This window comes from Rhizobium sp. BK379 (genome assembly GCF_014193955.1).
Taxonomy (GTDB): Bacteria; Pseudomonadota; Alphaproteobacteria; order Rhizobiales; family Rhizobiaceae; genus Rhizobium.
In genome coordinates, this window is sequence record NZ_JACIAD010000001.1 from 166,179 (window position 1) to 189,232 (window position 23,054).

A 23,054-nucleotide genomic window follows, 5' to 3' on the forward strand; every position below is an offset into this window, starting at 1 on the left:
TCAGTTAACCGTAACAGTGTGACGCGTATTGAGGGGCTGGCGACATGGCTGACAGGATTTCATCGAATGGCTTCACCGACATTGAAGAGTTGTCGGCGGAACCGGTTGACCTCGTTGAAATCACCGGCGTGGTGAAATGGTTCGACGTGGCCAAGGGCTTTGGCTTCATCGTACCAGACAATGGCATGCAGGATGTACTGCTGCACGTGACCTGCCTGCGCCGCGATGGCTACCAGACCATCCTTGAGGGCACCCGCATCGTCGCGCTCATCCAGCGTCGCGAACGTGGCTACCAGGCTTTCAAGATCCTTTCCATGGATCAGTCGACTGCGGTCCATCCGTCGCAGCTGCCGCCGGTTCGCACCCATGTGCAGGTCACGGCAACGAGCGGCCTCGAGCGCGCTCTGGTGAAGTGGTTCAACCGCACCAAGGGCTTCGGCTTCCTGACGCGCGGTGAGGGTACGGAAGACATCTTCGTGCATATGGAAACCCTGCGCCGCTTCGGCCTGACCGAACTGCGCCCCGGCCAGGTGGTGCTCGTGCGTTTCGGCGACGGCGAGAAGGGCCTGATGGCCGCCGAGATCCATCCTGACGTTCCGAGCCCGGTTGGCCGGTCTCACTGATGCGCAGCCTGTTTTCTGTTGAGATGATGAGAAGCGCCTTCATGGCGCTTTTTTTCATCGCCGCCCTGCCGGCATTCGCGCAGCAGGACATGCGCTTCGATAAAGAACCGCTGATCATCCAGACGGCCGCCGGCAAGATGCTGCACTTCACCGTGGAGATCGCCGCCACCGGCGAGCAGCGCGCCTACGGCCTGATGTTCCGCAAATCGATGGCCGAAAACGCCGGCATGATCTTCGATTTCGGCGTATCGCGGCGTGTGACCATGTGGATGGAAAATACCGTCCTGCCCCTCGACATGCTGTTTGCAGACGACAGGGGCGTGATCACCCATATCAAGGAAGACGCCACGCCCTATTCCCGCGACATCATCGATTCGATGGGGGAGGTCCGCTATGTGGTCGAGGTGAATGCCGGCGTCGCCCGCAAGCTCAATATCCGCCCCGGCGATCGCCTCGTCAGCGCCACGATAACGAAAAAGGCGAAGTAAGCCTGTGAAATCTGCCGGGTGCGGTGGATTTATGGGGTTGCTAGGGCAGGGGGAAGCGTGTATTCCCGCTGCCATTAACGGCTCGGAGTGTAGCGCAGTCTGGTAGCGCATCTGGTTTGGGACCAGAGGGTCGGGAGTTCGAATCTCTCCACTCCGACCATTATTCTCCCAATATTTTCCGCAATTTGAGGCAGTCTCGCATCTGACCGATGCCTGATGGGGATAGGCCCGATCTTGCTCGCGAGTTCGCAGTTGGGAAGATGGTGACGATGTCATCGATGTCGCGAAGCACGCCTATTCAGGCGTGCCGTGATTCAGCCCTGAGCAAGCAGGCCGACATACTGAGCATAGCTGATCACGGCATAAAAAAACGCAGTGATAGTAGCTCCGATCATGATGGCATGAAATTCTGCAGAGGTTCTCATAGCTCGCACCCGTGTCACAACGGTTGGTAGGCACCCTAGTCGCCTCCGCCGGTCATAACAATTAGAAAGCGATCAAAACATGCAACAATCCGAAACATATCGGATCGTGTGACAAGATTGCCCGCTTATCCACACCCGGCTGCGAACAAGGGCTGCGCTCAAGCGCTCAATCCAATAAACGCGCCACGAGACATTCGGTTTCGTTGCTCAGTCACTGCAGTGGCAAAGGCGCTTTTCCCTTGAAAAAACGGGGATTCGCGGATAATCAAAATTCACTTCTTCCTGCCATCTTCGGTGTGGAAGCGGCCTGTCCCTTGGCCGAGTTATGAAAGGCGGGAAATGCCCGCATATCGGAGGCGCCGCAGTCATGTCTGCTAAGATCTATCGTCCGGCCAAGACTGCAATGCAGTCCGGTAAGGCCAAGACCCACCTCTGGGTGCTGGAATTCGATCAGGAGCAGCCGCGCAAGATCGACCCGATCATGGGCTACACATCCTCAGGCGACATGCGCCAGCAGGTGAAGCTGACCTTCGAAACGCAGGAACTCGCCGAAGCCTACGCTAAGCGCAACGGCGTCGAATATCGCGTCATCCCGCCGAAGGATCCTGTTCGCCAGGTGGTCGCTTACCCGGATAATTTCCGCTATACCCGCACGCAGCCCTGGACGCACTGATCCGTCCGAGGTTCAGTCACAGAAATGCTGGTGCCGTTCGTGGCGGCATCCAGAGGCCCCTTAGCTCAACTGGATAGAGCAGCTGCCTTCTAAGCAGCAGGTCGCAGGTTCGAGTCCTGCAGGGGTCGCCATCTTTTCAATGACTTAGCAGAGCACCATTCTTGACTGATCGCTTTGGGGTAACGCCTGGGGTAATAGCAGCAGCAAGCAATGCTTTTGCAATCTCGACGCCAGAGCCATCGAAGGCTTCAGGGTATGGCAGGAGACAAATGACAGACCGTCATCTCGCGCTGAGATGAAGAGGCTCTTCCAGCGCGCCGCGCCGTTGCACCTGAAGCCAGGGGCACCGCCGAATTGTCCCCCATCCCGAATCCTCCACCCAGAAGTGCAATCAAAAATTGCATTGCTTGCTGCAGATGCCGAGCGCCCTGGGTCACATCACGCGAAAATTTTCAGCCGATCAGAAGGCAGGACCATGACAGGCAGACGTACCGAGGCGGACTTCGTCGTAGCCGCGATTGGTGGTGGCCGGCATGAAAGCGTTACCGCGGTTGGCTCGTGCGCCGCTGGTCGACGATACGACCATCTCTTTGACGAATGCTGATCTCGTAGCTCACCCCGCGGCGGACTCCGCGATAGGTAAAGTACCTGCCACGGCAATTAACCTGACGGACGCCGCGAAAGCCTCGCGTACGAAGCAGCCGCGCACCCTGAGGGCAGGATATACCTCGTCCGTGGTTTAGGCTGGTGCCGGAGCCGACGATAACCTGAGCGCTCGCTACTCGGGGAACCGCGACCGGTGAGACAAAGGAAGCCAGAGCAAGCGTACATGAGAGAAGCGAAGATCCAAGAAGAGACTTGATACTCATAATCAACCTCTGGGTTAGCCGCGAAAAAATCAGGCTATGAGAAGGTCGCCTAAGTTGTGAGTCAATACAAGATGTGAAGGTCATGCGGTCGTGTGGCTAGCTGGCGCGTAATCCTGTTCGAGCCGTTTTGCACCACTATAGGCCACCCCTGTGCTACGGAACGGGCTGACCCGGCGTGAAAAGCACCAGATACGCCACTGCGACAATGATCGCGATGACGAAAATCGTCAGCACGAACTTGATCATGCCTTTGCTGGCTTTTTGCTCTGTGTTGATCATGCGCTAGCAACAAGCTTGGTACGAAAAAGGTTCCGGGCGATGGCGCGGATAAGCAGCAATCCGCGCGATAGAAGAAGTGTGTCATTTCTATTGGCAAATCTCAGATTGTGCGCTTCCTTATTGAACCAGCGGAACGCCAATTGAACGAGAGGGGCCAATATGAGCGAACCGCAAATCTTATCACCGATTGCCGTGCCGGCGTCGAAACTAACGCCTGATCAGATTAGTTACGATGAGCAAGAAGACCGGCTTCTGCGGATCATCTCTGAATCTCTCGACTACTACCGCAAGCAAATCGAAAAAGCAGGAAAGTGGCATCGTAGACTGACCGTTTCCACGATGGTTCTGTCTCTTTTAGCGCCGGTTTTCGTTGCAGGGTCCGCGGCGGCGGATGCGCTAAAAATCCCGGGCGCAGCGCTCGGAGTAATCGGTGTGCTGATAACGCTCGCAATTGCAATTATAGAGGGTGTGAAGCAGATCTATAAATTTGGGGATCAGTGGTCGTCGGCCTACACCGCGAAGTTGGCTATCAGGCGAGCGCGTGATGAGTACAAGTTCAACCGAATTGGTCTCGTGCCAGGTGATGATGCTTGGAAGCAAAACTACCATTCGCTTCGGGCGGCTTACGAGAGCGCTTCAAACGCGCAGACGCAGGATTTTTTCAGGACTTTGCAGCAACCCGACAAATAGAGGATTGCTTATCACTGGGGCCGGGCAATGTTTGCCGCGTGCATATCCGCCAGATCTGGAACGGATGATCCGCCGTGTCTGCTTCAAGCGCGGTTTCGAAAACCGCCAGTGGCTCGCCGATCGGCTTGAGCTTCACTATTCGAAAATCGCTATCGGACCGCGTCTTGAGCGCGCTAAGGAAGTGCGTATGATCGATGACGTCGAAGAGAGCGTCGAGAACGGCGAATTCGATCCGAAGAAGCCGCTCAAGAAGTCCGCGCCATACCTGAAGCTGATCGCCCGGTACAACAAGGCCGGCCGCGCGACCTCAGTCGAATGCGCGGCCGGCCTTGTTTTTTAAGCCTTTTCGCCGTCTCAGCTGCCAGGCGTCAACGTCATGGAAGTGCCGGTTGCAGCCACATTGATGCCGAGCTGGCCGGTGACGCTGATGACCTGAAGATGGATCGAGCCGGACGTACCGCCGAAGAGAACGTTGGTGCCGATGCCGCCAACCAGCGTCGCTTCAGCGGTTGCGCCCTGGTAGAGGCCGGCCAACGAGCCGCGATGGTAGCCGGCGGTCGGGGCGAAGACAGCCCAAAGGAGGCGGCCGCGCGTCGTGAAACCAAGGTCGACGCCGAATTTGCGCAATGCGCCGCTATAGTGCTCCGGCGCTTCGGCATTGCTTGTCGGCTGGAAGACGCAATCGATCTGTTTGGAGGAGCCGAGCAGGTAGCCGACGCCGCCGCCGATATCGCAGCTGAGGTAGCCGATCTTTACGCCCCCGCTGACATCCGGTTCGACAGCCGGGCTTGCCCGTACCATGTCCGCGGCGCTGGCGCCCATGGCGAAGGTCTGAAGCAGTGCGGCTGTAGCGATTGTGGTTGCGAGTATCTTTTTCATCTCAATCTCCTATGGATATCGCAGGAAGGATATAGCGTCGGCTTTGTCATAACCAAGGCAGGAAAGTCTTTGCTGTTATTTTGGTTCCAGGAGCTGACTATGCCAAGCTGTCGCGGTCGTCTTTTAGGGAACCCTATTGGCCCGCATCGGTTGTCCAGATGTCCATTTTTCAAGCGATGGAGATTAGGATGAGTAAGACCAATGCAGACGATATCCGCAAGCGAACAGAGCGGCAGGTAGAAAATACCAGTGCCGGAGGACATCTTGGCGGAACTTATTTCGGCCAGCAGCCGGATGGCAAAACGGCTTCTTCCAGCAGCACAGAAGCGCGCAAGTCCCGCCCGAATGACGGTAGCAACTGACATAAAGGGACAACTGCAAGCATTGCGGCCGGCCGGAAAGGCCGGTCGCCCCTCATCCGAAAGGTGTATGTGTCTCATTGTGAAACAGGCTATGAGATTAATTTTAGATGTCCCTAACTATTCCGCCTTTCCAGATGCTTGCCTGAAACATTCACAACCTTACGGCGTTTAATTCGAACGGGTTACGTCCACTTACGGCTGGCTCGCTCGATCGAAGGTACGCGCGTTCCTCGGTTTATCGCCGGAACTATCCGGCTTAAAAAAACGGAGGAAGTCATGAAGTGCATTTCTCAAAGACGGTCGCTTGCGCTTTTCGCCTCGGCCTGCATTGCCCTGTCACTGCCTGCCGCTGCTGCGCGAGCGCTCGATCTCGGTGTTTCCGCAAATGTTGGAGGAATCAGTGCTGATGTCGGCGCGTCAACGAGTTCGCGTGGGCTGGATGCCAACGCGAACGCCTCCGCCGGCGGCGCCAACGGCGTCAATGCAGATGCCAACGCCTCCCTCGGCGGTAGCAGCGTTGCCAATGCTGACGTAGACGCGACAGTCGGTGGCAGCCGCGGGGTTGCAGCCCACGTGGATGCGGACGTCGGTGGTCGGGATGGCATCGACGCCAATGTCAATCTCGGTGCCGGCGGAAGCAATGGACTGAACGCTGACGTCAAAGCCCGCGCGCTCGGGCGCTCGGGGACGGGCGCAAACGTCAATGCCCGAATCGGCGGTGGAGGTGAAACAGGATCTACGCTTTTCGGCCCGAACGGGTTGAATCTCGGTCTTGGACTCGGCGGTGCAGGTGCAGCCTCAGGCGCTGGTAATGGTAGCGGCGCAGGCACAGGCACAGGCGCAGGGAGCGGCAGCACCCAGTCGGCTATCGTTCAACGATTTCGTGAAATGCCGGTCAATGACCAGCGTAAGCTGCTGATCCGTTGCCGAGATATATCTGTCTCCAGCGGCTATGATTCCGGCCTTGCAGGGCTTTGCGGCCTACTGCGCTCCACGGCCTCCCGCTAGAATGCACGAAAAACCCGCCGGCACGTCAACCGGCGGGTTTCATGCAATTTCAGATCGGCCCTGTTAATGCAGGATCTGGCTGAGGAACAGCTTGGTGCGCTCGTGCTGCGGATTGTCGAAGAATTCGGCCGGTGAATTCTGCTCGACGATCTGGCCCTGGTCCATGAAGATCACGCGGTTCGCAACCTGACGCGCAAAACCCATTTCGTGGGTGACGCAGAGCATGGTCATGCCTTCTTCGGCAAGGCCCACCATCGTATCCAGCACTTCCTTGATCATTTCCGGATCGAGGGCCGAGGTCGGCTCGTCGAACAGCATGATCTTCGGGTTCATGCAGAGCGAGCGGGCAATCGCCACGCGCTGCTGCTGGCCGCCCGAAAGCTGACCCGGATATTTGTTGGCCTGCTCCGGGATCTTGACGCGTCTCAGGAAGTGCATGGCGATTTCTTCCGCCTGCTTCTTCGGCATCTTGCGCACCCAGATCGGCGCCAGGGTGCAATTTTCCAGGATCGTCAGATGCGGAAAGAGGTTGAAGTGCTGGAATACCATGCCGACTTCGCGGCGCACTTCGTCGATCTTCTTGAGGTCGTTGGTCAGCTCGGTCCCATCGACGATGATCTGACCCTTCTGGTGTTCTTCCAGACGGTTGATACAGCGGATCATCGTCGACTTGCCGGAACCGGACGGGCCGGCGATGACGATGCGCTCGCCGCGCATGACCTTGAGGTTGATATCGCGAAGAACGTGGAAGTCACCGTACCACTTGTTCATATTGATGATCTCGACGGCAACATCGGTCGCCGACACGGTCATCTTTTTTGATTGGGCTTCTGCCATTGCTTGTTCCTCTTTTTATCGTTTGTGGCCGGTGTCGAGATGACGTTCCATGAATGCTGAATAGCGTGACATGCCGAAGCAGAAAAGCCAGAAGGTGAAGCCGGCGAAAATCAGCCCGGACAGCGGCGTTACGGCGGTTGCCCAATTGGCGTCGGTGAAGTTGAGGCGAACGATGCCAAGCAGATCGAACATGCTGATGATCGATACCAGCGACGTATCCTTGAACATGCCGATGAAGGTGTTGACGATGCCGGGGATCACCAGCTTGATCGCCTGCGGCATGATGATCAGCCGCATCTTCTGCCAGTAGCCAAGGCCGAGTGAATCGGCGCCCTCGAACTGGCCCTTCGGGATTGCCTGCAGGCCGCCGCGAATGACTTCGGCCATATAGGCGGAGGCAAAGATCGATACACCCACGATCGCGCGCAGCAGTTTGTCCACCGTCCAGCCTGCCGGCAGGAAGAGCGGCAGCACGACGCTTGCCATGAAGAGCACCGTGATCAGCGGCACTCCACGCACGACCTCGATGAAGATGATGCTCACCATGCGGATGACAGGCATATGCGAGCGCCTGCCGAGAGCCAGGAGAATGCCGACCGGGAAGGAGACGACGATGCCGACAAACGAGAGCACCAGCGTCACCATCAGTCCACCCCAGAGCGGCGTGTCGACGACCTCGAGGCCGAACCCGCCGTAGAGCAGGACGAAGGAGATGACCGGCAGCACGATGAAGAGCAGGATCGCATTCAGGCCTTTGCGCGGCACTGATGGAATAAGCATCGGCACGAGCAAGAGCACGAAGAGAATGCCGACCAGCGTCGGGCGCCAGCGCTCGTCGAGCGGGTAGCGCCCGTAGATGAACTGGTCGAACTTGGCATTGACGAAAGCCCAGCAGGCACCGCTCCACCCGTCCGGCTGAATGCCGCCCTGAACTGTCGTGGCACAGAAGGTGCGGTCCGGGCCTGTCCAGACCGCCTGTACGAACAGCCAGTCGATGGCATGCGGCAAGGCCCAGGCGAGGAAGGTCACTGCCAGAAGGGTGAGGACGATATCCTTGGGTGTCGCAAGCAGGTTGCGGCGTATCCAGGCTCCGGCGCCCTTTTCTCCGGATGGCGGCGGCTCCTGCGCCAGCATGGTGGTTCTGACAAAACTATTGCTCATCTTACCTCTCCACCAGGGCCATCTTGGCATTGAACCAGTTCATCAGCAGCGAGGTGAGGATGCTGAGGCTGAGGTAGATCACTGCCCAGATCAGGATCACTTCGACCGACTGACCGGTCTGGTTGAGGGTCGTGCTCCCGACGGCGACGAGATCGGCAAAACCGATGGCAATCGCCAGCGACGAGTTCTTGGTGAGGTTCAGATACTGGCTGCTCAGCGGCGGAATGATGATGCGGAAAGCCTGCGGAATGACCACCAGGCGGGTGATTGCTGAGGGATGCAGGCCGAGTGCCGCCGCCGCCTCCGTCTGCCCTTTCGGCACGCCACGAATGCCCGAGCGCACGATCTCGGCGATGAAGGCAGCCGTGTAGAAGGAAAGCGCCAGGAATAGCGACATGAATTCCGGGCCGACCACCGAACCGCCCGTCAGATTGAATTTGCCGGCGACCGGGAAATCGAAGGAAAGCGGCGCACCTGCGATGAGGAAGGCAAGGAGCGGGAGGCCGACGATGAGGCCGACCGAGACCCAGATCGTGTGGAAGGGCTGGCCCGTTGCCGCTTGCCGGCGATGCGCCCACCGGGCGGTGACGATGGCGGCGATGATCGCGACCAGGAAAGCAATGCCGACCAGCCAGAAACCGTCGCCGAAGATCGGCTTGGGGAAGGCGAGGCCGCGATTGTTCAGATATGATCCGAGCGGCAGATGCAGCGAGTCACGGGCGTTGGGCAGGATCGCCAGAACGCCCGAATACCAGAAGAAGATTACCAGCAGCGGCGGGATGTTGCGGAAGACTTCCACATAGACTGTGCAGAGCTTTGCAATCAGCCAGTTCCGCGACAAGCGGCCGATACCGATGATGAAACCGATGATGGTCGCGGTGATGATGCCGGTAACGGCGATCAGGATAGTATTCAGAAGGCCGACGAGCAGCGCACGGCCATAGGTCGAATCACTGGAATAAGGGATCAGCGACTGGCCGACTTCGAAGCCGGCGCGACCGTTCAGAAATCCGAAACCCGATGCGATATTGGCGCGCGCCAGATTGACTGCCGTATTGTGAGCAATCGACCAGATCAGTGCGACCAACAGGATAATGGTAAGAGCTTGGAAGAAGATGCCCCGAATTGTCGGGTCATAGAGGGCAGACTGGAAGCTCCAGCCGCTCCGAGTCAAAGACGATGAATCCGCAACCTGATGCGTCATGCCTGGCCAATTCCCCACGTTATGCGCCCCTTTTCGGAGCTTTTTTATAGGAGGATGAGGAAAGGCGGTTTCCCGCCTTTCCGGCTTTTCATGCCTGAAGCCGATTAGCGAACCGGCGGAGCGTACTGAATGCCGCCCTTGTTCCAGAGAGCGTTAAGGCCGCGTGCGATCTTCAGCGGGCTGCCCTGGCCGATGTTCTTTTCGAAGACTTCGCCATAGTTGCCGACATTCTTGACGACGTTGTAGGCCCAGTCATTGGTCAGGCCGAGGTCGGTACCGATCTTCGTATCGGCTTCCACGCCGAGGAAGCGCTTGATATCCGGGTTCGGCGAGTTCTTCATCTCGTCGACATTGGCCTGCGTGATGCCGAATTCTTCGGCATTGACCATCGCATAGCCGACCCAGCTGACAACATCGAACCACTGGTCGTCACCCTGGCGAACGGCCGGAGCAAGCGGCTCCTTGGAGATGATTTCCGGCAGGATCATGTGCTCGTCGGGGTTCTTCAGCGTCAGACGCAGTGAGTAGAGACCCGACTGGTCAGTCGTGTAGACGTCGCAACGGCCGGAGTCATAGGCAGCGTTGACTTCGTCAAGCTTCTCGAAGACCACCGGATTGTACTGCAGGTTGTTGGCCTTGAAATAGTCGGCGAGGTTGAGTTCGGTCGTGGTGCCCGACTGAACGCAAACCGATGCACCAGAAAGTTCGAGCGCCGACTTCACGTTCAGGCTCTTGCGAACCATGAAGCCCTGGCCGTCATAATAGTTGACGAAGCGGAAGTTCAGGCCGAGCGCGGTATCGCGGTTGATGGTCCATGTCGTGTTGCGGGCGAGCACGTCGACTTCGCCGGACTGCAGGGCAGGGAAGCGGTTGGCGGCGCTGAGGGGGGTGAACTTCACCTTGTTGGGATCGCCGAAGACCGCAGCGGAAACCGCGCGGCAGAAATCGACGTCGAAGCCCGACCAGTTGCCGGACGCGTCAGGAGCAGCAAAGCCGGCAAGACCGGTGTTGACGCCGCACTGAACAAAGCCTTTTGCCTTTACGTCTCCGAGAGTTGTGGCCGAAGCGGCCGAAGCGCCAAGAGCGAAAACTGCTGCGCCGACAGCTGCGGACAGGAGCTTGTACTTCATTTTTCCCAACCTTTTTTCCGTTGTCTTATATTTTATCATATTGGGGAGCGGCCGAATTGAAATTGCCCGTGTGCCTCCCCGTTTCCCGCAACCCTCCCGGCGCGAGTGGGTCTATCACAGTCGCAAATGTCACTATGGTCAAGTGTCGCGGCCAATAATTGCGGCAAATTTCAGCATTTTGACAGATTACGCTGTACGCATGGGCATTTGGCTAGAAATTGGGCGCCAAGGTGAGGAAAAATGGCGCTAAAATCGCGAGGTCAAACGTCGGCGGCTTCGCAAGGCGAGACGATGACGTCAAGTTGTAGGGGTTGACCCTGATGGCGACGGGGTTCAAAAGTTCGGGCTTCGCATACCCTCGCCAGAAGGCCATTTCCCAAATGAAAGATCTAGACAGTCTCCTGCCGGGCGCCGGCATAAATACCCGTCTTTCCCATATCGGCTATGATCCCAGCGACTATCACGGCTTCGTCAACCCGCCGGTGGTGCGTGCATCCACCGTGCTCTTTCCCGATGCCAAGTCCATGGAGACGCGCAACAAGAAATACACTTACGGCACCCGCGGGACGCCGACGACCGACGCCCTTGCCGAGGCAATCAATGCGCTCGAAGGTTCGGCCGGAACTGTGCTTGTGCCTTCCGGCCTCGCCGCCGTCACGGTCGCTATCCTTGCCTATGTAGCGGCAGGCGATCACGTCCTTATTGTCGACTCCGTCTACGGCCCCACTCGCCATTTCTGCGATACTGTCCTGAAGCGCATGGGTGTCGAAGTCGACTACTTCGACCCGGCGATCGAGGCGGGCATCGAAGCGCTCTTCAAGCCGAACACCACGGTCGTGCTGACCGAAGCCCCTGGTTCCAACACCTTCGAGATGCAGGATATCCCGGCCATTGCGGCTGTGGCGCACAAGCACAGCGCCGTGGTCCTGATGGATAACACCTGGGCCACGCCTCTCTATTTCCGGCCGCTGGACTTCGGCGTCGATGTGTCCATCCATGCCTCTACCAAATATCCGTCGGGCCATTCCGACATCCTAATGGGAACGATTTCAGCCAATGCCGAGCACTGGCCGAGGCTGATCGAGACGCATGGCACGCTCGGCCTTTGCGGCGCGCCCGACGATTCCTATCAGATCCTGCGCGGCCTGCGCACGATGGGCATCCGGCTGGAGCGCCACTACGAAAGCGCGCTTTCGATCGCCACCTGGCTCGAAAACCGCGAGGACGTTGCCCGCGTCCTGCACCCGGCTCTGCCGAGCTTCCCGTCGCACCATATCTGGAAACGTGACTTCAAGGGGGCCAGTGGCATCTTCTCCTTCGTGCTTGATGTAAACGATCCGCAGAAGGCGAAGCCGAAGGCGCATGCCTTCCTCGATGCACTCTCCTATTTTGGCCTCGGCTATTCCTGGGGCGGCTATGAAAGTCTCGCCGTGCTGGTCAATCTCTCCGACCGCAAGATCGCCAAGGCACCGGTCGAAGGCCCCGTCATTCGCCTGCAGATCGGTCTCGAGGATATCGTCGATCTCAAGGCCGACATCGAGCGCGGTTTTGCGGCCGCAAACGCCGTCTGATCAACCGCTGTCGGATCAGCCGACAGGGCGGTAGCCGTAAATCCAGTCGAGATCCGCCGCGAGGCTTTGCGGCGGTTTCAGCGACAGGACAATATCCCGGCCGAGCCGGATCGGTCCGCTTGCATGATAGGCAAAACGGTTGAAGGCGCCGCGCTGACGCAGCTTGGCGATGCGGGGCGCGCGGTGCCGTTCGAAGAGCGGGATGGCTTCGGAAGCTGGGCGGGTGGCGAGGAAGGCTGCGAGCTCGAATGCATCCTCGATCGCCATTGCCGCGCCCTGGGCCGCAAAGGGCATCATGGCATGTGCGGCATCGCCAATCAGCACGGTCTTGTTCCCATCCTGCCATTTGCCCGGCGTTACTTCGAACAGTGGCCAGAAAGTGATGTCGCTGTGCCGTCCGAGCAAGCCGGTGACAGACGGATGCCAGCGGCGGAAGCGTGACCGGAGAAACTCGATCTGAGCCTGTGTCGGTTCGCCTTGCCAGGCCTGCGGTAAAATATTGCCGGCGGTGATCGCCACCATGTTGAAGCCGCCGGTTTCCTTCAGCGGATAGCAGACCATATGCGCCGACGAGCCGAGCAGGGCTGAGACACTGGTAGGATCGAGAAACCCCGGTGCCTCTCCTTCTGCGATGGTAAAGCGGAAGGCGACATTTCCTGAGAATTGCGGGGCAGGGGCGCCTGGTATTGCCTGCCTCAACCGCGACCAGACGCCATCAGCGCCGATGACGACATCTGCCGGACGCTGGCCTTGCGGCAGATCCGACTCGAAGCGCGTTCCCAAATGGAGCGTACAGAGCGGATTGATGCCAACAGCATCCAGAAGCGCCTTCTGAAGCGTCTTGCGGTGCAGGACGCCGTATGGTGCTCCCCAGCGATTCCTGGCGAAGCTCCCAGCAGGAACCGCAGCGAGTTCGCGCAGCGAACTACCCGAAATCAACCGGATGGATTGCGGCTCGAGCCAGACGTCGGTCAGCTCGTCGAGAACACCGAGCTCGGCAAGCACGCGCGATGCATTGGGAGAGATTTGCAGGCCGGCACCCACCTCTGCAAGTTGGGTCGCCTGTTCGAAAATATCCGAGCTGATGCCGCGTCGCGCAAGCGCCAGAGCGGCTGTTAGCCCCGCAATTCCGGCGCCGATGATGGCGGCGTGTTCGACCGGCATGGGATATCCGATCTATAGAAGAGGGAAATTACGCCGCCTTGACGTGGAAGACGCAGCCGGGCGGGTTGGTCTGGTTGCACTTCAGCGAGGCGTTGTAACGATAGAGGGTCGAGCAGTAGGAGCAGACCTTCTCATTGTCGTCGCCCATATCGATGAAGATATGCGGATGATCGAAGGGAACGGATGCGCCGGTGCACATGAATTCCTTGACGCCGACTTCGATAACGCGGTGACCGCCGTCGTTCTGGAAGTGGGGAATGCTGTGGCCGGCCATGTCTGTCTCCGAATGCTTTGAATTCTGCGCGGACCTTATAGGCCTTCGAAACAAAAGTGTAGTGCCAAAGCATGGTTCCCCTGCGAGTTTTTGGCTTCACGCTTGGGGGGCGCTCGACTATGGTCGCGCCAAATAAGGACGGCCCGATGAACCTGAATACGCCTGCATTTTCAAGCTTCACGCATGATGGATTGAAACTCGCTTTCTTTGATGAGGGCGATCCCTCCGGCCCGCCGGTGCTGCTGATTCATGGTTTCGCCTCGTCAGCCAACGTCAATTGGGTTCATCCGGGCTGGCTGAAGACGCTGGGTGATGCCGGCTATCGTGTCATCGCCATCGACAACCGAGGTCATGGCGCCAGCGACAAGCCGCGCGATGCCGAAGCTTACAGGCCGTGGTTCATGGCGGGCGATGCGATCGCTCTGCTCGATCATCTCGGTATCCCCGAAGCCAATCTGATGGGCTACTCGATGGGTGCGCGTATTTCCGTCTTTGCTGCACTTGCCCATCCGAACCGCGTCCGCTCGCTGGTGCTTGGTGGCCTCGGTATCGGCATGACGGACGGAGTGGGCGACTGGGATCCGATCGCCGATGCACTGCTTGCCCCTTCTCTGGCCGATGTCACCCATCCACGTGGCCAGATGTTCCGCGCTTTTGCCGACCAGACGAAGAGTGACCGCGAGGCACTTGCCGCCTGCATCAAGGGTTCGCGTGATCTCGTCGCCCGCGCTGATATGGGCAAGATCGACGTGCCTACCCTGATCGGGGTCGGAACCAAGGACGATATTGCTGGTTCCCCCCAGGAGCTCGCGGCGCTGATGCCTGACGCCGAAGCGCTGGATATCCCCGGTCGCGACCACATGCTCGCCGTGGGTGACCGGGTCTTCAAAAAAGCCGTGTTGGAATTCTACGCAAAGGTTGCTGCCGGCTGATATCGCCAGCGGGTGACATAAACGTGATCTCCAGGAAAAAGCGTTGAATCGGTGTGCCCCCGGCACCCATTTATGTTATCGGCGTTTTCCTCTATATAATCGCATCCCAACGGGAAATGAGGAGGCCGGAAATGGTCGCTAAGACGGATATCCGCACGCTGGACGCAGCCCATCCGCTGAAAGTGATGGATCCTATCTGGGATAGTCTGCGAGAAGAAGCGCGCCTTGCGGCGGAAAGCGATCCGGTGCTGGCGGCTTTCCTCTATTCGACGGTCATCAACCATCGCTCGCTCGAAGAATGCGTCATCCATCGCATCTGCGAGCGCCTCGACCATCCCGACATGCAGGCAAACCTGCTGCGCCAGACCTTTGAGGAAATGCTCGACGACTGGCCGGAATGGAGCTCGATCCTGCGCGTAGATATTCAGGCAGTCTATGATCGCGACCCCGCCTGCCTGCGTTTCATGGAAGCCGTCCTCTACTTCAAGGGCTTCCACGCCCTGCAGACGCACCGGCTGGCGCATTGGCTGCTGAACCGCGGCCGTCGCGATTTCGCGCTTTATCTGCAGAGCCGCTCCTCCAGCGTCTTCCAGACGGATATCAATCCGGCCGCCCGCATCGGCAAGGGCATCTTTCTCGACCATGCGACCGGCCTCGTGGTCGGCGAAACGGCTGTCATCGGCGACAACGTCTCCATTCTGCACGGCGTCACACTCGGTGGCACCGGCAAGGAGGGCGCCGACCGTCACCCGAAGATCGGAACGGGCGTGATGATCGGCGCGGGTGCCAAGATTCTCGGCAATATCGAGATTGGCTTCTGTTCGCGTGTTGCCGCCGGGTCGGTCGTGCTGAAGCCGGTACCACCCAAGACGACAGTGGCCGGTGTGCCCGCCAAGGTCGTCGGCGAGGCAGGCTGCTCGGAGCCGGCACGCGTCATGGATCAGGTTATCGGCGCAGATATCTGAGCCTTCATTGGAAAAATGCGGAAAAGCGCCTAGTTCCTGGCATGGACAGTCATTGCTAACAGGATCTCGCGACCTTTACAGCGCCGCTTTACCTGTGCAAGAAGCGGCCAACCGAGATCGCTTACGGAGATGAGAGAGTGAAGCCAGAAGAAATCAAGAAGCTCGACGCCTATTTCAAACGCACGCTGAACCCGCAGATCGTGGTGAAGGCGCGCCCGCGCAAGAACGACTCCGCGGAAGTCTATATTGGCGAAGAATTTCTGGGCGTCATCTACATCGACGACGAGGACGGCGACCGTTCCTACAATTTCTCGATGGCAATTCTCGACGTCGATCTCTGATCGAACGTCACGTTGATCAAAAGCCGCGCATCGCCGGGCGATGCGCGGCTTTTTTGTTGGACGGCCGCCGCCAAATGGGCGTATTCGCCAAAATTTCTGCTAACCCTGCGGTTGCATGCGGCTGATATATTTTAGCAAAATCAATAAAAGACGGACGTGCCCAAAAAGTCGGTCTCTGGCGTGAATACTGACTACAACCACTGGATGTTTTGCAATGCACAAGACTACTTGACTCTTTGTGCGTTGCAGCTACCCTCTGCCTGCAACAGCCAATTGGAGGATGGTCATGTTCAATTTCGACGATGCGAACCGGAAGAGCAAGGAAACCGTGGATTCGGTGCTCAAGAGCTATTCCGATACCGCCAAGGGTTTTCAGGCGATCGCCTCTGAGGCGGCCGAATATTCCAAGAAGTCCTTTCAGGATGCCGTCACCCATTTCGAGACGCTGTCGGGCGTAAAGAGCTTCGAGGCGGCCTTCGAATTGCAGACCAACTATGCGAAGTCTTCCTATGAGGCTTTCATCACTGAGGCGACCAGGCTCGGCGAAATGTATGCCGACCTCGCTAAAAATGCTTATAAGCCCTACGAGGCGCCGATGGCTGCCGCTGCCGCCAAGGTTTCGAAAGCCTCTCCGGTAACCCCTGCCGCCGCATAAATCTGGTGGCGCATCGCGCCCCACCTATTGAAAATCAAAGACCGGCACCGCATTTGCGGCCGGTCTTTTTTGTTTCCCGAGGCATGCTCCGGTTTTTACGCAGACTTTTTTGGCCTTTGCGTCAAGTCCTGCGGAATTGTGATTGCAGTCGGAAACAAGGGGCTTAAAATCGCTCTATTATGAACTACCTTAGTGTTTCAGATATTCGGCGGGAAAGCACCCCTCCCATGCTGCTCGCCGGATTGATTGAGGAATGAATGAAAATGATCGCCAAACCGATCCGGATGCAGAACGACAGCGAAAGGAACGGGGACAACGGAAATCGAACCTCGGTCATCACGCGCACCAAGCCGAAGACCAAGAAGCCCAACGTTTATCGCGTACTGCTTTTGAATGACGACTACACCCCAATGGAATTCGTCATCCATATCCTGGAGCGTTTTTTTCAAAAGGATCGGGAAAGTGCCACCCGCATCATGTTGCATGTCCATAACCATGGCGTCGGCGAATGCGGAATATTCACATACGAGGTAGCGGAGACCAAGGTGAGCCAGGTGATGGACTTTGCCCGGCAGCATCAGCATCCGTTGCAATGCGTCATGGAAAAGAAGTGAGGAACTGAACGTGCCAACATTTTCGCCTAGTCTTGAGAAGGCGCTCCATCAGGCACTGACCTTTGCCAACGAGCGGCATCATGAATATGCGACGCTCGAGCATCTGCTGCTCGCCCTGATCGACGATGCCGATGCGGCTGCGGTCATGGGTGCCTGCAATGTCGACCTCGACGCGCTCCGTAAAACGCTCCTGGAATATGTCGATAACGAACTCTCCAACCTGGTCACCGGTTATGACGAGGACTCCAAGCCGACCTCCGGCTTCCAGCGCGTCATTCAGCGTGCGGTGATTCATGTCCAGTCTTCGGGCCGCGAGGAAGTAACCGGCGCCAACGTGCTGGTTGCGATCTTCGCCGAGCGCGAAAGCCATGCTGCCTATTTCCTGCAGGAGCAGGAAATGACCCGCTACGACGCCGTCAACTACATCTCCCACGGCATTGGAAAGCGCCCCGGCGCATCCGAGAACCGGCCGCCGCGCGGCGCTGAGGATGAGTCTGAATCCAAGCCGACCGCACGCGGCGGCAATGAGGAAGAAGGCGGGCCGAAGAAGCAGCAGGACGCCCTGAAGGCTTACTGCGTGAACCTCAACGAGAAGGCCAAGGGCGGCAAGATCGACCCGCTGATCGGCCGTCACGCCGAGGTCAACCGGACCATCCAAATCCTGTGCCGCCGCTCCAAGAACAATCCGCTCTATGTCGGGGATCCCGGCGTCGGCAAGACTGCCATTGCTGAAGGCCTCGCCAAGCGCATCGTCGAAGGCAAGGTGCCGGAAGCACTGGCTGACGCCACCATCTTCTCGCTCGACATGGGCACGCTGCTTGCCGGCACACGGTATCGCGGCGACTTCGAAGAGCGCCTGAAGCAGGTCGTCAAGGAACTGGAAGAATATCCGGGCGCCGTGCTCTTCATCGACGAAATCCACACCGTCATCGGTGCGGGTGCAACGTCGGGCGGCGCCATGGATGCCTCGAACCTCTTGAAGCCGGCCCTGTCTTCTGGAGCGATCCGCTGCATCGGTTCGACCACCTACAAGGAATATCGCCAGTTCTTCGAAAAGGATCGGGCTCTGGTCCGTCGCTTCCAGAAGATCGACGTCAACGAGCCGTCGATCGATGATGCGATCGAGATCATGAAGGGTCTGAAGCCCTATTTCGAAGAATACCACCACCTGCGCTACTCGAACGAGGCGATCAAGACGGCTGTCGAACTCTCGGCCCGTTACATCTCGGACCGCAAGCTGCCGGATAAGGCGATCGACGTCATCGATGAGACCGGTGCGGCCCAGATGCTGCTGCCGCCGTCAAAGCGCCGCAAGCTGATCACCGAAAAGGAGATCGAAGCGACGATTGCGACGATGGCCCGCATCCCGGCGAAGACCGTCTCGAAGGACGACGAAGCCGTTCTTGCCAATCTCGAGCAGGAACTGCGCTCGGTGGTCTATGGTCAGGATACGGCGATCGAAGCCCTGTCCACCTCGATCAAGTTGGCACGTGCCGGCCTGCGCGAGCCGAACAAGCCGATCGGTGCTTACGTCTTCTCCGGCCCCACTGGCGTCGGCAAGACGGAAGTCGCCAAGCAGCTTGCCGCCTCGCTCGGCGTCGAGATGCTGCGCTTCGACATGTCGGAATATATGGAGCGGCATACGGTTTCCCGTCTGCTCGGTGCACCTCCCGGCTATGTCGGTTTTGATCAGGGCGGCCTGCTGACCGATGGCGTCGACCAGCATCCGCATTGCGTGGTCCTGCTCGACGAAATCGAAAAGGCTCATCCGGATATCTACAATATCCTCTTGCAGGTCATGGACCACGGCACGCTGACCGACCATAACGGCAAGAAGATCGACTTCCGCAACGTCGTTCTGATCATGACGACCAACGCGGGCGCTTCGGAAATGGCCAAGGCCGCCATCGGCTTCGGTTCGTCCAAGCGTACCGGCGAAGACGAAGAGGCGCTGACCCGCCTGTTCACGCCGGAATTCCGCAACCGTCTCGACGCGATCATCCCGTTCGCACCGCTGCCGACGGCCGTCATTCACAAGGTCGTGCAGAAGTTCATCATGCAGCTGGAAGCTCAGCTCTCGGAACGCAACGTCACCTTCGACCTGCACGAGGATGCGATCGCCTGGCTATCGGAAAAGGGTTACGACGAGAAGATGGGCGCCCGCCCGCTTGCCCGCGTGATCCAGGATGCCATCAAGAAGCCGCTGGCGAACGAAATCCTCTTCGGCAAGCTGAAGAAGGGCGGCGTCGTCAACGTCACCGTCGGCACGAAGGAAGACGGCAAGCCCGGCCTCATTCTGGAAGCCATTCCGGAAACGGCGCCCATCAAGCCGAAGCCGGAAGCCGAACTGGTTCATCCGGAAGCGATCGACGAGGATGATGGCGAGCTGAAGACCAAGCCGGTCAAGAAGACGAAGGCGAAGACCGTGCCGCAGCCTGAGCCTGAAGTCCGCGACGCTCCCAAGAAGGGCTCGACGGTTCCTAAGGTTCCGCGCAAGAAGTAAGCTTCGGGACTGATAATAAACAAAGGCCGCTGAGAAGCGGCCTTTGTTGTTTTTAGCGGAATGTTCAGAGCTTCGCGTAGTCGATCTCGAGGAAATCCGCGACCTCAGGCACCCAGCGATCGCGCACGAAGGCCACATGCAGCGGGTGGACGTTATAGGCGTCGTAGCCAGCCTGATCGTCGAACTCCATCGAAAAGCCGAAGGTGAAATCGTTCTTCGGGCTTGTCTGGCGCAGTTGCTCGAAATTTCTGACACTCGGGATCTGCCTGAGCGTCAGCGCCTCTCCCAGGAAAGCCTTCTCTTCAGCGGATCCGGCAGGGTGTTTGAGGCGGAACGCAACAGTGTGGCGGATCATGGTTTTCTCCTAAATCGATGAAGCAACTTGGCATTTCGAAAAATGGGCTGGCGTTTCGGTTACGCGAGTTCCGCTTTGATCTTCTCTGCATTGGCGGCAAGCACGGCGCCGTCCTCCATCTTGCCGGAATGCGGCTTGAGCGCCACGCCCTCGTGCCGAGGGATGACGTGAAAATGCAGGTGGAAAACGGTCTGACCTGCCGCCGGCTCGTTAAACTGGGCGATGAACACACCATCAGCGTCGAAGGCTTCCTTGACCGCATTGGCGACTTTCTGGACGACGGTGATCGTATGGGAAAGGGAAGCGGGGTCGGCATCAAAGATATTGCGGGAAGGTGCCTTCGGCAGGACCAGAACATGACCCGGCGCTTGCGGCATCACATCCATGAAGACAACGGTCTTGTCGTCCTCGTAGACGCGATGTGACGGGATTTCACCGCGCAGGATCTTGGCGAAGATATTGTTGTCGTCATAGGCGGCGCTGGTCATGGCGAAATCTCCTCGTGTTTCCCATCGCGTAGCGCGGCGGAGCCAAGCGCGTCAATCCTCCTGCAGCCGTTCGCCCTTGCGGAAGGGCGTATGCTCGGCAAGCATCTCATTCATGTATTCGACATCCTCTCGCTCGCGCTCGAGATAGTCGGAAACCGCACGCCGCAATCCCGCATGGGCGATATAATGGGCGGAATGCGTTGTCACCGGCAGGTAACCGCGGGCAAGCTTATGTTCGCCCTGCGCGCCGGCCTCCACTTTCTTGAGGCCCTTTTCCAGTGCGAAATCGATGGCCTGATGGTAGCAGACCTCGAAATGCAGGAAGGGATGGTCCTCGATGCAGCCCCAGTGCCGCCCGTAGAGCGTATCGCCGCCGATGAAGTTGATGGCGCCTGCAACATAGCGGCCTTCGCGTTTTGCCATGACGAGCAGGATGTCGTCAGCCATCCGCTCGCCGATCAGCGAATAGAATTTGCGCGTCAGATAGGGCCGCCCCCATTTGCGGCCGCCAGTATCCATGTAGAAGGCAAAGAACTGGTCCCAGATCTTTTCGGTCAGATCCCGTCCCGTCAGCCAGTCGATGGAAATGCCGTTCTCCACCGCCGTTCGACGCTCCCTGCGGAGTGCCTTGCGCTTGCGGGAGGCGAGCGTTTCCAGGAATTCATCGTGGTTGGCATAACCTTCATTGATGAAATGGAACTGCTTGTCCGTGCGATGAAGATAGCCGTCGGTGTCGAAGACCGACATCTCGTCCTCGGGCACGAAAGTGATATGCGCCGAGGAAATATCGAGGCGGCGGACCACCTCCTTGAGGCTTTCCGCCATGGCATTCTGTATTGGCAGTCTTGCAAATCCATCGGCTACCAGCAGACGCGGACCGGTCGCGGGCGTGAAGGGGATCGAGCATTGCAGCTTCGGATAATAGCTGCCGCCGGCCCGTTCAAAAGCGTCGGCCCAGCCATGGTCGAAGACATATTCGCCCTGGCTGTGGTTCTTGAGATAGCCGGTAAGGGCGCCGACGAGCTCGCCCTTGTCCGTCTCCAGAAGCATGTGGTGGCCGAGCCAGCCCGTCTGGGCGGTGGCCGAGCCGGATTCTTCCAGCGACGAGAGAAAGGCATGCGAGACAAAGGGATTATAGGCGACGGTGTCGCACGTCCTCGATGCTCCCGAAAGGCTGGACCAGCGCTCGGAGGAAATCGCGGTGAATGATCGCTCGATGCGAATGGAAAGTTCGTCTGACGATTCGTCTGTCATGAAGCAAATGCGAAGCCGTTGGGAGGAGGGAGCGGGCTCCCTCCCAGTCTGCGCACGATCTTGTCGAAAAAGCGAGCGTCAAACCGCCGCGCGCGGATCGAAGCCCTCGAAAGTCATTTGGTCGGCATTGTCGAAGGTGCGCTTGCGGGCATCTTCGTCACGGACTGTCCAGGTTATGACAGGAATGCCCTTGTCGCGCTGGCGCGAGATGAAAGAGTTCGGCAGGTCCGCATAATAATAGGAGATGAAATCGAGGCCAAGCTCCATCGCCTTCTCATGCGTGGCATATTCTTCCGCCGTGTTGCCGTTGGCCGTCAGCCCGACCGGGTAGGGGGCGCCGAGCTCCTTCAGGTCCTTCAGCAGCCAATGGTCGAAGCTCATCAGCGCGACCTTGCCTTCATAGCCCTCGAGGACTTCGAGAACGCTTTCGGCAAAGCCTTCGTCATCGGCCTCGCGGCCCTTGAGTTCCAGAACCAGCGGCACCTTACCCTGCACGAGGTTGAGAAGCTGCTTCAGTGTCGGCACCTTGTCCTTCGTGCCACCGATGGCGATCAGCCCGAGCTCCCCGGAGGTCCGCTCACGCACGTCGCCCTTCAGGTTGCAGAGACGTTCCAGATCTTCGTCATGAAAGATGATTGGCACGCCATCCGACGCGTAATGCAGATCGCATTCGATGGCAAAGCCTGCTTCGACGGCTCGTGAAAAAGCCGAGAGCGTGTTTTCCCAGACGGTATTGTTGAGGTCGTGATAGCCACGGTGCGCAACCGGCAGCTCTTTGATCCAGGCGGCATTCGTCATTATGCGATTTCCATGATAGCATCGATTTCGACTGCAGCACCAAGGGGCAGGGCTGCCATGCCGACGGCAGCGCGGGCATGTTTGCCGGCTTCGCCAAGTACGTTGGCAATCAGGTTCGAAGCACCGTTGATGACAAGGTGCTGTTCGATGAAATCAGGCGTCGAGGCAACGAAGCCGTTGAGCTTGATGACGCGGCGGATGCGGCCGAGGTCGCCGCCGAGAGCCGCCTTTGCCTGAGCGAGAATATTGATGGCGCAAAGCTCTGCCGCGCGCTGGCCGGTGGCGACATCGACATTCTTGCCGAGATGGCCCGACACGGCGACCTTGCCGCCTTCAAGCGGCAGCTGGCCGGAGATGGTGAGCAGATTGCCGCTGATGACATAGGGGACATAATTGGCGGCGGGTGCGGCAGCTTCGGGCAGGGTTATCCCCATTTCCGAGAGACGCGTTGCGATTTGATCGGACATTTTCGTCTCCGCTTTTGTTGTCAATTCTTCAAAAATTATGCATCA

Annotated in this window: 26 protein-coding genes and 2 tRNA genes; 16 read left to right on the plus strand and 12 right to left on the minus strand. The window is 58.4% G+C overall.

The features are described 5' to 3' along the window. Positions 1–44: 44 nt before the first annotated feature. The 7 genes from FHT93_RS00950 to FHT93_RS00980 all read left to right on the plus strand — a co-directional run bounded on the left by FHT93_RS00950 (position 45) and on the right by FHT93_RS00980 (position 4,387). Positions 45–623 (plus strand): cold-shock protein, encoded by a 579-nt coding sequence (locus FHT93_RS00950; RefSeq protein WP_112545721.1) that lies wholly within the window; start codon positions 45–47, stop codon positions 621–623. After that, positions 623–1,111, plus strand: coding sequence for a DUF192 domain-containing protein (locus tag FHT93_RS00955; RefSeq protein WP_113013603.1), 489 nt, complete (start codon positions 623–625; stop codon positions 1,109–1,111). The genes FHT93_RS00950 and FHT93_RS00955 overlap by 1 nt, the downstream gene beginning before the upstream one ends. Positions 1,112–1,194: 83 nt before the next feature. After that, a tRNA-Pro gene (locus FHT93_RS00960) sits at positions 1,195–1,271 on the plus strand. Positions 1,272–1,903: 632 nt separating this feature from the next. Continuing rightward, positions 1,904–2,209, plus strand: coding sequence for an ETC complex I subunit (locus tag FHT93_RS00965; RefSeq protein WP_112545719.1), 306 nt, complete (start codon positions 1,904–1,906; stop codon positions 2,207–2,209). 54 nt (positions 2,210–2,263) lie between these two features. Next, a tRNA-Arg gene (locus FHT93_RS00970) sits at positions 2,264–2,340 on the plus strand. 1,176 nt (positions 2,341–3,516) lie between these two features. After that, positions 3,517–4,047 carry a DUF4231 domain-containing protein gene (locus FHT93_RS00975; protein ID WP_183845906.1) on the plus strand — a complete coding sequence of 177 codons (531 nt, stop codon included), beginning with the start codon at positions 3,517–3,519 and terminating at the stop codon, positions 4,045–4,047. Positions 4,048–4,111: 64 nt separating this feature from the next. Then, entirely contained in the window at positions 4,112–4,387 is a 276-nt protein-coding gene (locus FHT93_RS00980) for a hypothetical protein (protein WP_183845907.1), read from the plus strand. Positions 4,388–4,401: 14 nt separating this feature from the next. On the opposite strand, the gene FHT93_RS00985 is transcribed toward FHT93_RS00980, so the two are convergent. Further along, positions 4,402–4,926, minus strand: a complete 525-nt coding sequence (locus FHT93_RS00985; protein ID WP_112545716.1) for a DUF992 domain-containing protein — start codon at positions 4,924–4,926, stop codon at positions 4,402–4,404. 188 nt (positions 4,927–5,114) lie between these two features. Here FHT93_RS00985 and FHT93_RS00990 point away from each other — a divergent pair, with 188 nt between their 5' ends. Together FHT93_RS00990 and FHT93_RS00995 are read left to right on the plus strand one after the other, a co-directional pair. Next, the gene (locus FHT93_RS00990) at positions 5,115–5,288 is read left to right on the plus strand and encodes a hypothetical protein (protein ID WP_183729581.1); all 174 of its coding nucleotides are present in this window, start codon (positions 5,115–5,117) and stop codon (positions 5,286–5,288) included. 276 nt (positions 5,289–5,564) lie between these two features. Beyond that, entirely contained in the window at positions 5,565–6,296 is a 732-nt protein-coding gene (locus FHT93_RS00995; RefSeq protein WP_113013606.1) for a hypothetical protein, read from the plus strand. Positions 6,297–6,359: 63 nt separating this feature from the next. Here the strand turns inward: FHT93_RS00995 and FHT93_RS01000 are convergent, their stop codons facing one another. The 4 genes from FHT93_RS01000 to FHT93_RS01015 form a co-directional block, all read right to left on the minus strand. Next, positions 6,360–7,133, minus strand: a complete 774-nt coding sequence (locus tag FHT93_RS01000) for an amino acid ABC transporter ATP-binding protein (protein ID WP_112968471.1) — start codon at positions 7,131–7,133, stop codon at positions 6,360–6,362. Between the two features lie 15 nt (positions 7,134–7,148). Further along, on the minus strand, positions 7,149–8,294 hold the full coding sequence (locus FHT93_RS01005; RefSeq protein ID WP_112547849.1) for an amino acid ABC transporter permease: 1,146 nt from the start codon (positions 8,292–8,294) through the stop codon (positions 7,149–7,151). 1 nt (position 8,295) lies between these two features. Continuing rightward, the gene (locus FHT93_RS01010; protein ID WP_112547848.1) at positions 8,296–9,498 is read right to left on the minus strand and encodes an amino acid ABC transporter permease; all 1,203 of its coding nucleotides are present in this window, start codon (positions 9,496–9,498) and stop codon (positions 8,296–8,298) included. 104 nt (positions 9,499–9,602) lie between these two features. Continuing rightward, positions 9,603–10,628: an amino acid ABC transporter substrate-binding protein gene (locus FHT93_RS01015; protein ID WP_112547847.1), complete on the minus strand. Its 1,026-nt coding sequence runs from the start codon at positions 10,626–10,628 to the stop codon at positions 9,603–9,605. Between the two features lie 380 nt (positions 10,629–11,008). Here FHT93_RS01015 and FHT93_RS01020 point away from each other — a divergent pair, with 380 nt between their 5' ends. Next, positions 11,009–12,199, plus strand: coding sequence for a cystathionine beta-lyase (locus tag FHT93_RS01020; protein WP_113013672.1), 1,191 nt, complete (start codon positions 11,009–11,011; stop codon positions 12,197–12,199). A gap of 15 nt (positions 12,200–12,214) precedes the next feature. Here the strand turns inward: FHT93_RS01020 and FHT93_RS01025 are convergent, their stop codons facing one another. Beyond that, positions 12,215–13,363, minus strand: a complete 1,149-nt coding sequence (locus tag FHT93_RS01025; RefSeq protein WP_183845908.1) for an FAD-dependent monooxygenase — start codon at positions 13,361–13,363, stop codon at positions 12,215–12,217. 28 nt (positions 13,364–13,391) lie between these two features. After that, positions 13,392–13,637: a zinc-finger domain-containing protein gene (locus FHT93_RS01030; RefSeq protein ID WP_183845909.1), complete on the minus strand. Its 246-nt coding sequence runs from the start codon at positions 13,635–13,637 to the stop codon at positions 13,392–13,394. 146 nt (positions 13,638–13,783) lie between these two features. Here FHT93_RS01030 and FHT93_RS01035 point away from each other — a divergent pair, with 146 nt between their 5' ends. The 6 genes from FHT93_RS01035 (at position 13,784) to clpA (ending at position 19,647) form a co-directional block, all read left to right on the plus strand. Beyond that, on the plus strand, positions 13,784–14,569 hold the full coding sequence (locus FHT93_RS01035; RefSeq protein ID WP_183845910.1) for an alpha/beta hydrolase: 786 nt from the start codon (positions 13,784–13,786) through the stop codon (positions 14,567–14,569). Positions 14,570–14,700: 131 nt separating this feature from the next. Continuing rightward, entirely contained in the window at positions 14,701–15,534 is an 834-nt protein-coding gene (cysE, locus tag FHT93_RS01040) for a serine O-acetyltransferase (RefSeq protein ID WP_112547844.1), read from the plus strand. 137 nt (positions 15,535–15,671) lie between these two features. Beyond that, positions 15,672–15,875, plus strand: a complete 204-nt coding sequence (locus FHT93_RS01045) for a DUF3126 family protein (protein WP_007827403.1) — start codon at positions 15,672–15,674, stop codon at positions 15,873–15,875. A 286-nt stretch (positions 15,876–16,161) separates the two neighbouring features. Then, positions 16,162–16,530 (plus strand): phasin family protein, encoded by a 369-nt coding sequence (locus tag FHT93_RS01050; RefSeq protein ID WP_112968468.1) that lies wholly within the window; start codon positions 16,162–16,164, stop codon positions 16,528–16,530. Positions 16,531–16,793: 263 nt separating this feature from the next. Beyond that, on the plus strand, positions 16,794–17,144 hold the full coding sequence (gene clpS, locus FHT93_RS01055; protein ID WP_112547853.1) for an ATP-dependent Clp protease adapter ClpS: 351 nt from the start codon (positions 16,794–16,796) through the stop codon (positions 17,142–17,144). Between the two features lie 10 nt (positions 17,145–17,154). Continuing rightward, positions 17,155–19,647, plus strand: coding sequence for an ATP-dependent Clp protease ATP-binding subunit ClpA (gene clpA, locus FHT93_RS01060; RefSeq protein ID WP_112547842.1), 2,493 nt, complete (start codon positions 17,155–17,157; stop codon positions 19,645–19,647). 64 nt (positions 19,648–19,711) lie between these two features. Here the strand turns inward: clpA and FHT93_RS01065 are convergent, their stop codons facing one another. From FHT93_RS01065 to FHT93_RS01085, 5 genes are all read right to left on the minus strand, one after another. Next, a complete protein-coding gene (locus FHT93_RS01065; protein WP_112547841.1) occupies positions 19,712–20,002 on the minus strand; it encodes a Dabb family protein in 291 nt (96 codons plus the stop codon). Positions 20,003–20,061: 59 nt separating this feature from the next. Continuing rightward, the gene (locus tag FHT93_RS01070) at positions 20,062–20,490 is read right to left on the minus strand and encodes an HIT family protein (RefSeq protein WP_037106265.1); all 429 of its coding nucleotides are present in this window, start codon (positions 20,488–20,490) and stop codon (positions 20,062–20,064) included. Positions 20,491–20,541: 51 nt separating this feature from the next. Then, the gene (locus FHT93_RS01075) at positions 20,542–21,744 is read right to left on the minus strand and encodes a GNAT family N-acetyltransferase (protein ID WP_183845911.1); all 1,203 of its coding nucleotides are present in this window, start codon (positions 21,742–21,744) and stop codon (positions 20,542–20,544) included. Positions 21,745–21,822: 78 nt separating this feature from the next. Continuing rightward, entirely contained in the window at positions 21,823–22,542 is a 720-nt protein-coding gene (locus FHT93_RS01080; RefSeq protein WP_113013610.1) for a glycerophosphodiester phosphodiesterase, read from the minus strand. Further along, positions 22,542–23,009 carry a RidA family protein gene (locus tag FHT93_RS01085; RefSeq protein ID WP_029868877.1) on the minus strand — a complete coding sequence of 156 codons (468 nt, stop codon included), beginning with the start codon at positions 23,007–23,009 and terminating at the stop codon, positions 22,542–22,544. Before FHT93_RS01085 ends, FHT93_RS01080 begins: the two co-directional genes overlap by 1 nt. Positions 23,010–23,054 lie beyond the last annotated feature (45 nt).

Coding starts and splice junctions, on each gene's coding strand:
- FHT93_RS00950 (WP_112545721.1), top strand. CDS start 45: ATGGCTGACAGGATTTCATCGAATGGCTTCACCGACATTGAAGAGTTG.
- FHT93_RS00955 (WP_113013603.1), top strand. CDS start 623: ATGCGCAGCCTGTTTTCTGTTGAGATGATGAGAAGCGCCTTCATGGCG.
- FHT93_RS00965 (WP_112545719.1), top strand. CDS start 1,904: ATGTCTGCTAAGATCTATCGTCCGGCCAAGACTGCAATGCAGTCCGGT.
- FHT93_RS00975 (WP_183845906.1), top strand. CDS start 3,517: ATGAGCGAACCGCAAATCTTATCACCGATTGCCGTGCCGGCGTCGAAA.
- FHT93_RS00980 (WP_183845907.1), top strand. CDS start 4,112: ATGATCCGCCGTGTCTGCTTCAAGCGCGGTTTCGAAAACCGCCAGTGG.
- FHT93_RS00985 (WP_112545716.1), bottom strand. CDS start 4,926: ATGAAAAAGATACTCGCAACCACAATCGCTACAGCCGCACTGCTTCAG.
- FHT93_RS00990 (WP_183729581.1), top strand. CDS start 5,115: ATGAGTAAGACCAATGCAGACGATATCCGCAAGCGAACAGAGCGGCAG.
- FHT93_RS00995 (WP_113013606.1), top strand. CDS start 5,565: ATGAAGTGCATTTCTCAAAGACGGTCGCTTGCGCTTTTCGCCTCGGCC.
- FHT93_RS01000 (WP_112968471.1), bottom strand. CDS start 7,133: ATGGCAGAAGCCCAATCAAAAAAGATGACCGTGTCGGCGACCGATGTT.
- FHT93_RS01005 (WP_112547849.1), bottom strand. CDS start 8,294: ATGAGCAATAGTTTTGTCAGAACCACCATGCTGGCGCAGGAGCCGCCG.
- FHT93_RS01010 (WP_112547848.1), bottom strand. CDS start 9,498: ATGACGCATCAGGTTGCGGATTCATCGTCTTTGACTCGGAGCGGCTGG.
- FHT93_RS01015 (WP_112547847.1), bottom strand. CDS start 10,628: ATGAAGTACAAGCTCCTGTCCGCAGCTGTCGGCGCAGCAGTTTTCGCT.
- FHT93_RS01020 (WP_113013672.1), top strand. CDS start 11,009: ATGAAAGATCTAGACAGTCTCCTGCCGGGCGCCGGCATAAATACCCGT.
- FHT93_RS01025 (WP_183845908.1), bottom strand. CDS start 13,363: ATGCCGGTCGAACACGCCGCCATCATCGGCGCCGGAATTGCGGGGCTA.
- FHT93_RS01030 (WP_183845909.1), bottom strand. CDS start 13,637: ATGGCCGGCCACAGCATTCCCCACTTCCAGAACGACGGCGGTCACCGC.
- FHT93_RS01035 (WP_183845910.1), top strand. CDS start 13,784: ATGAACCTGAATACGCCTGCATTTTCAAGCTTCACGCATGATGGATTG.
- cysE (WP_112547844.1), top strand. CDS start 14,701: ATGGTCGCTAAGACGGATATCCGCACGCTGGACGCAGCCCATCCGCTG.
- FHT93_RS01050 (WP_112968468.1), top strand. CDS start 16,162: ATGTTCAATTTCGACGATGCGAACCGGAAGAGCAAGGAAACCGTGGAT.
- clpS (WP_112547853.1), top strand. CDS start 16,794: ATGATCGCCAAACCGATCCGGATGCAGAACGACAGCGAAAGGAACGGG.
- FHT93_RS01065 (WP_112547841.1), bottom strand. CDS start 20,002: ATGATCCGCCACACTGTTGCGTTCCGCCTCAAACACCCTGCCGGATCC.
- FHT93_RS01070 (WP_037106265.1), bottom strand. CDS start 20,490: ATGACCAGCGCCGCCTATGACGACAACAATATCTTCGCCAAGATCCTG.
- FHT93_RS01075 (WP_183845911.1), bottom strand. CDS start 21,744: ATGACAGACGAATCGTCAGACGAACTTTCCATTCGCATCGAGCGATCA.
- FHT93_RS01080 (WP_113013610.1), bottom strand. CDS start 22,542: ATGACGAATGCCGCCTGGATCAAAGAGCTGCCGGTTGCGCACCGTGGC.
- FHT93_RS01085 (WP_029868877.1), bottom strand. CDS start 23,009: ATGTCCGATCAAATCGCAACGCGTCTCTCGGAAATGGGGATAACCCTG.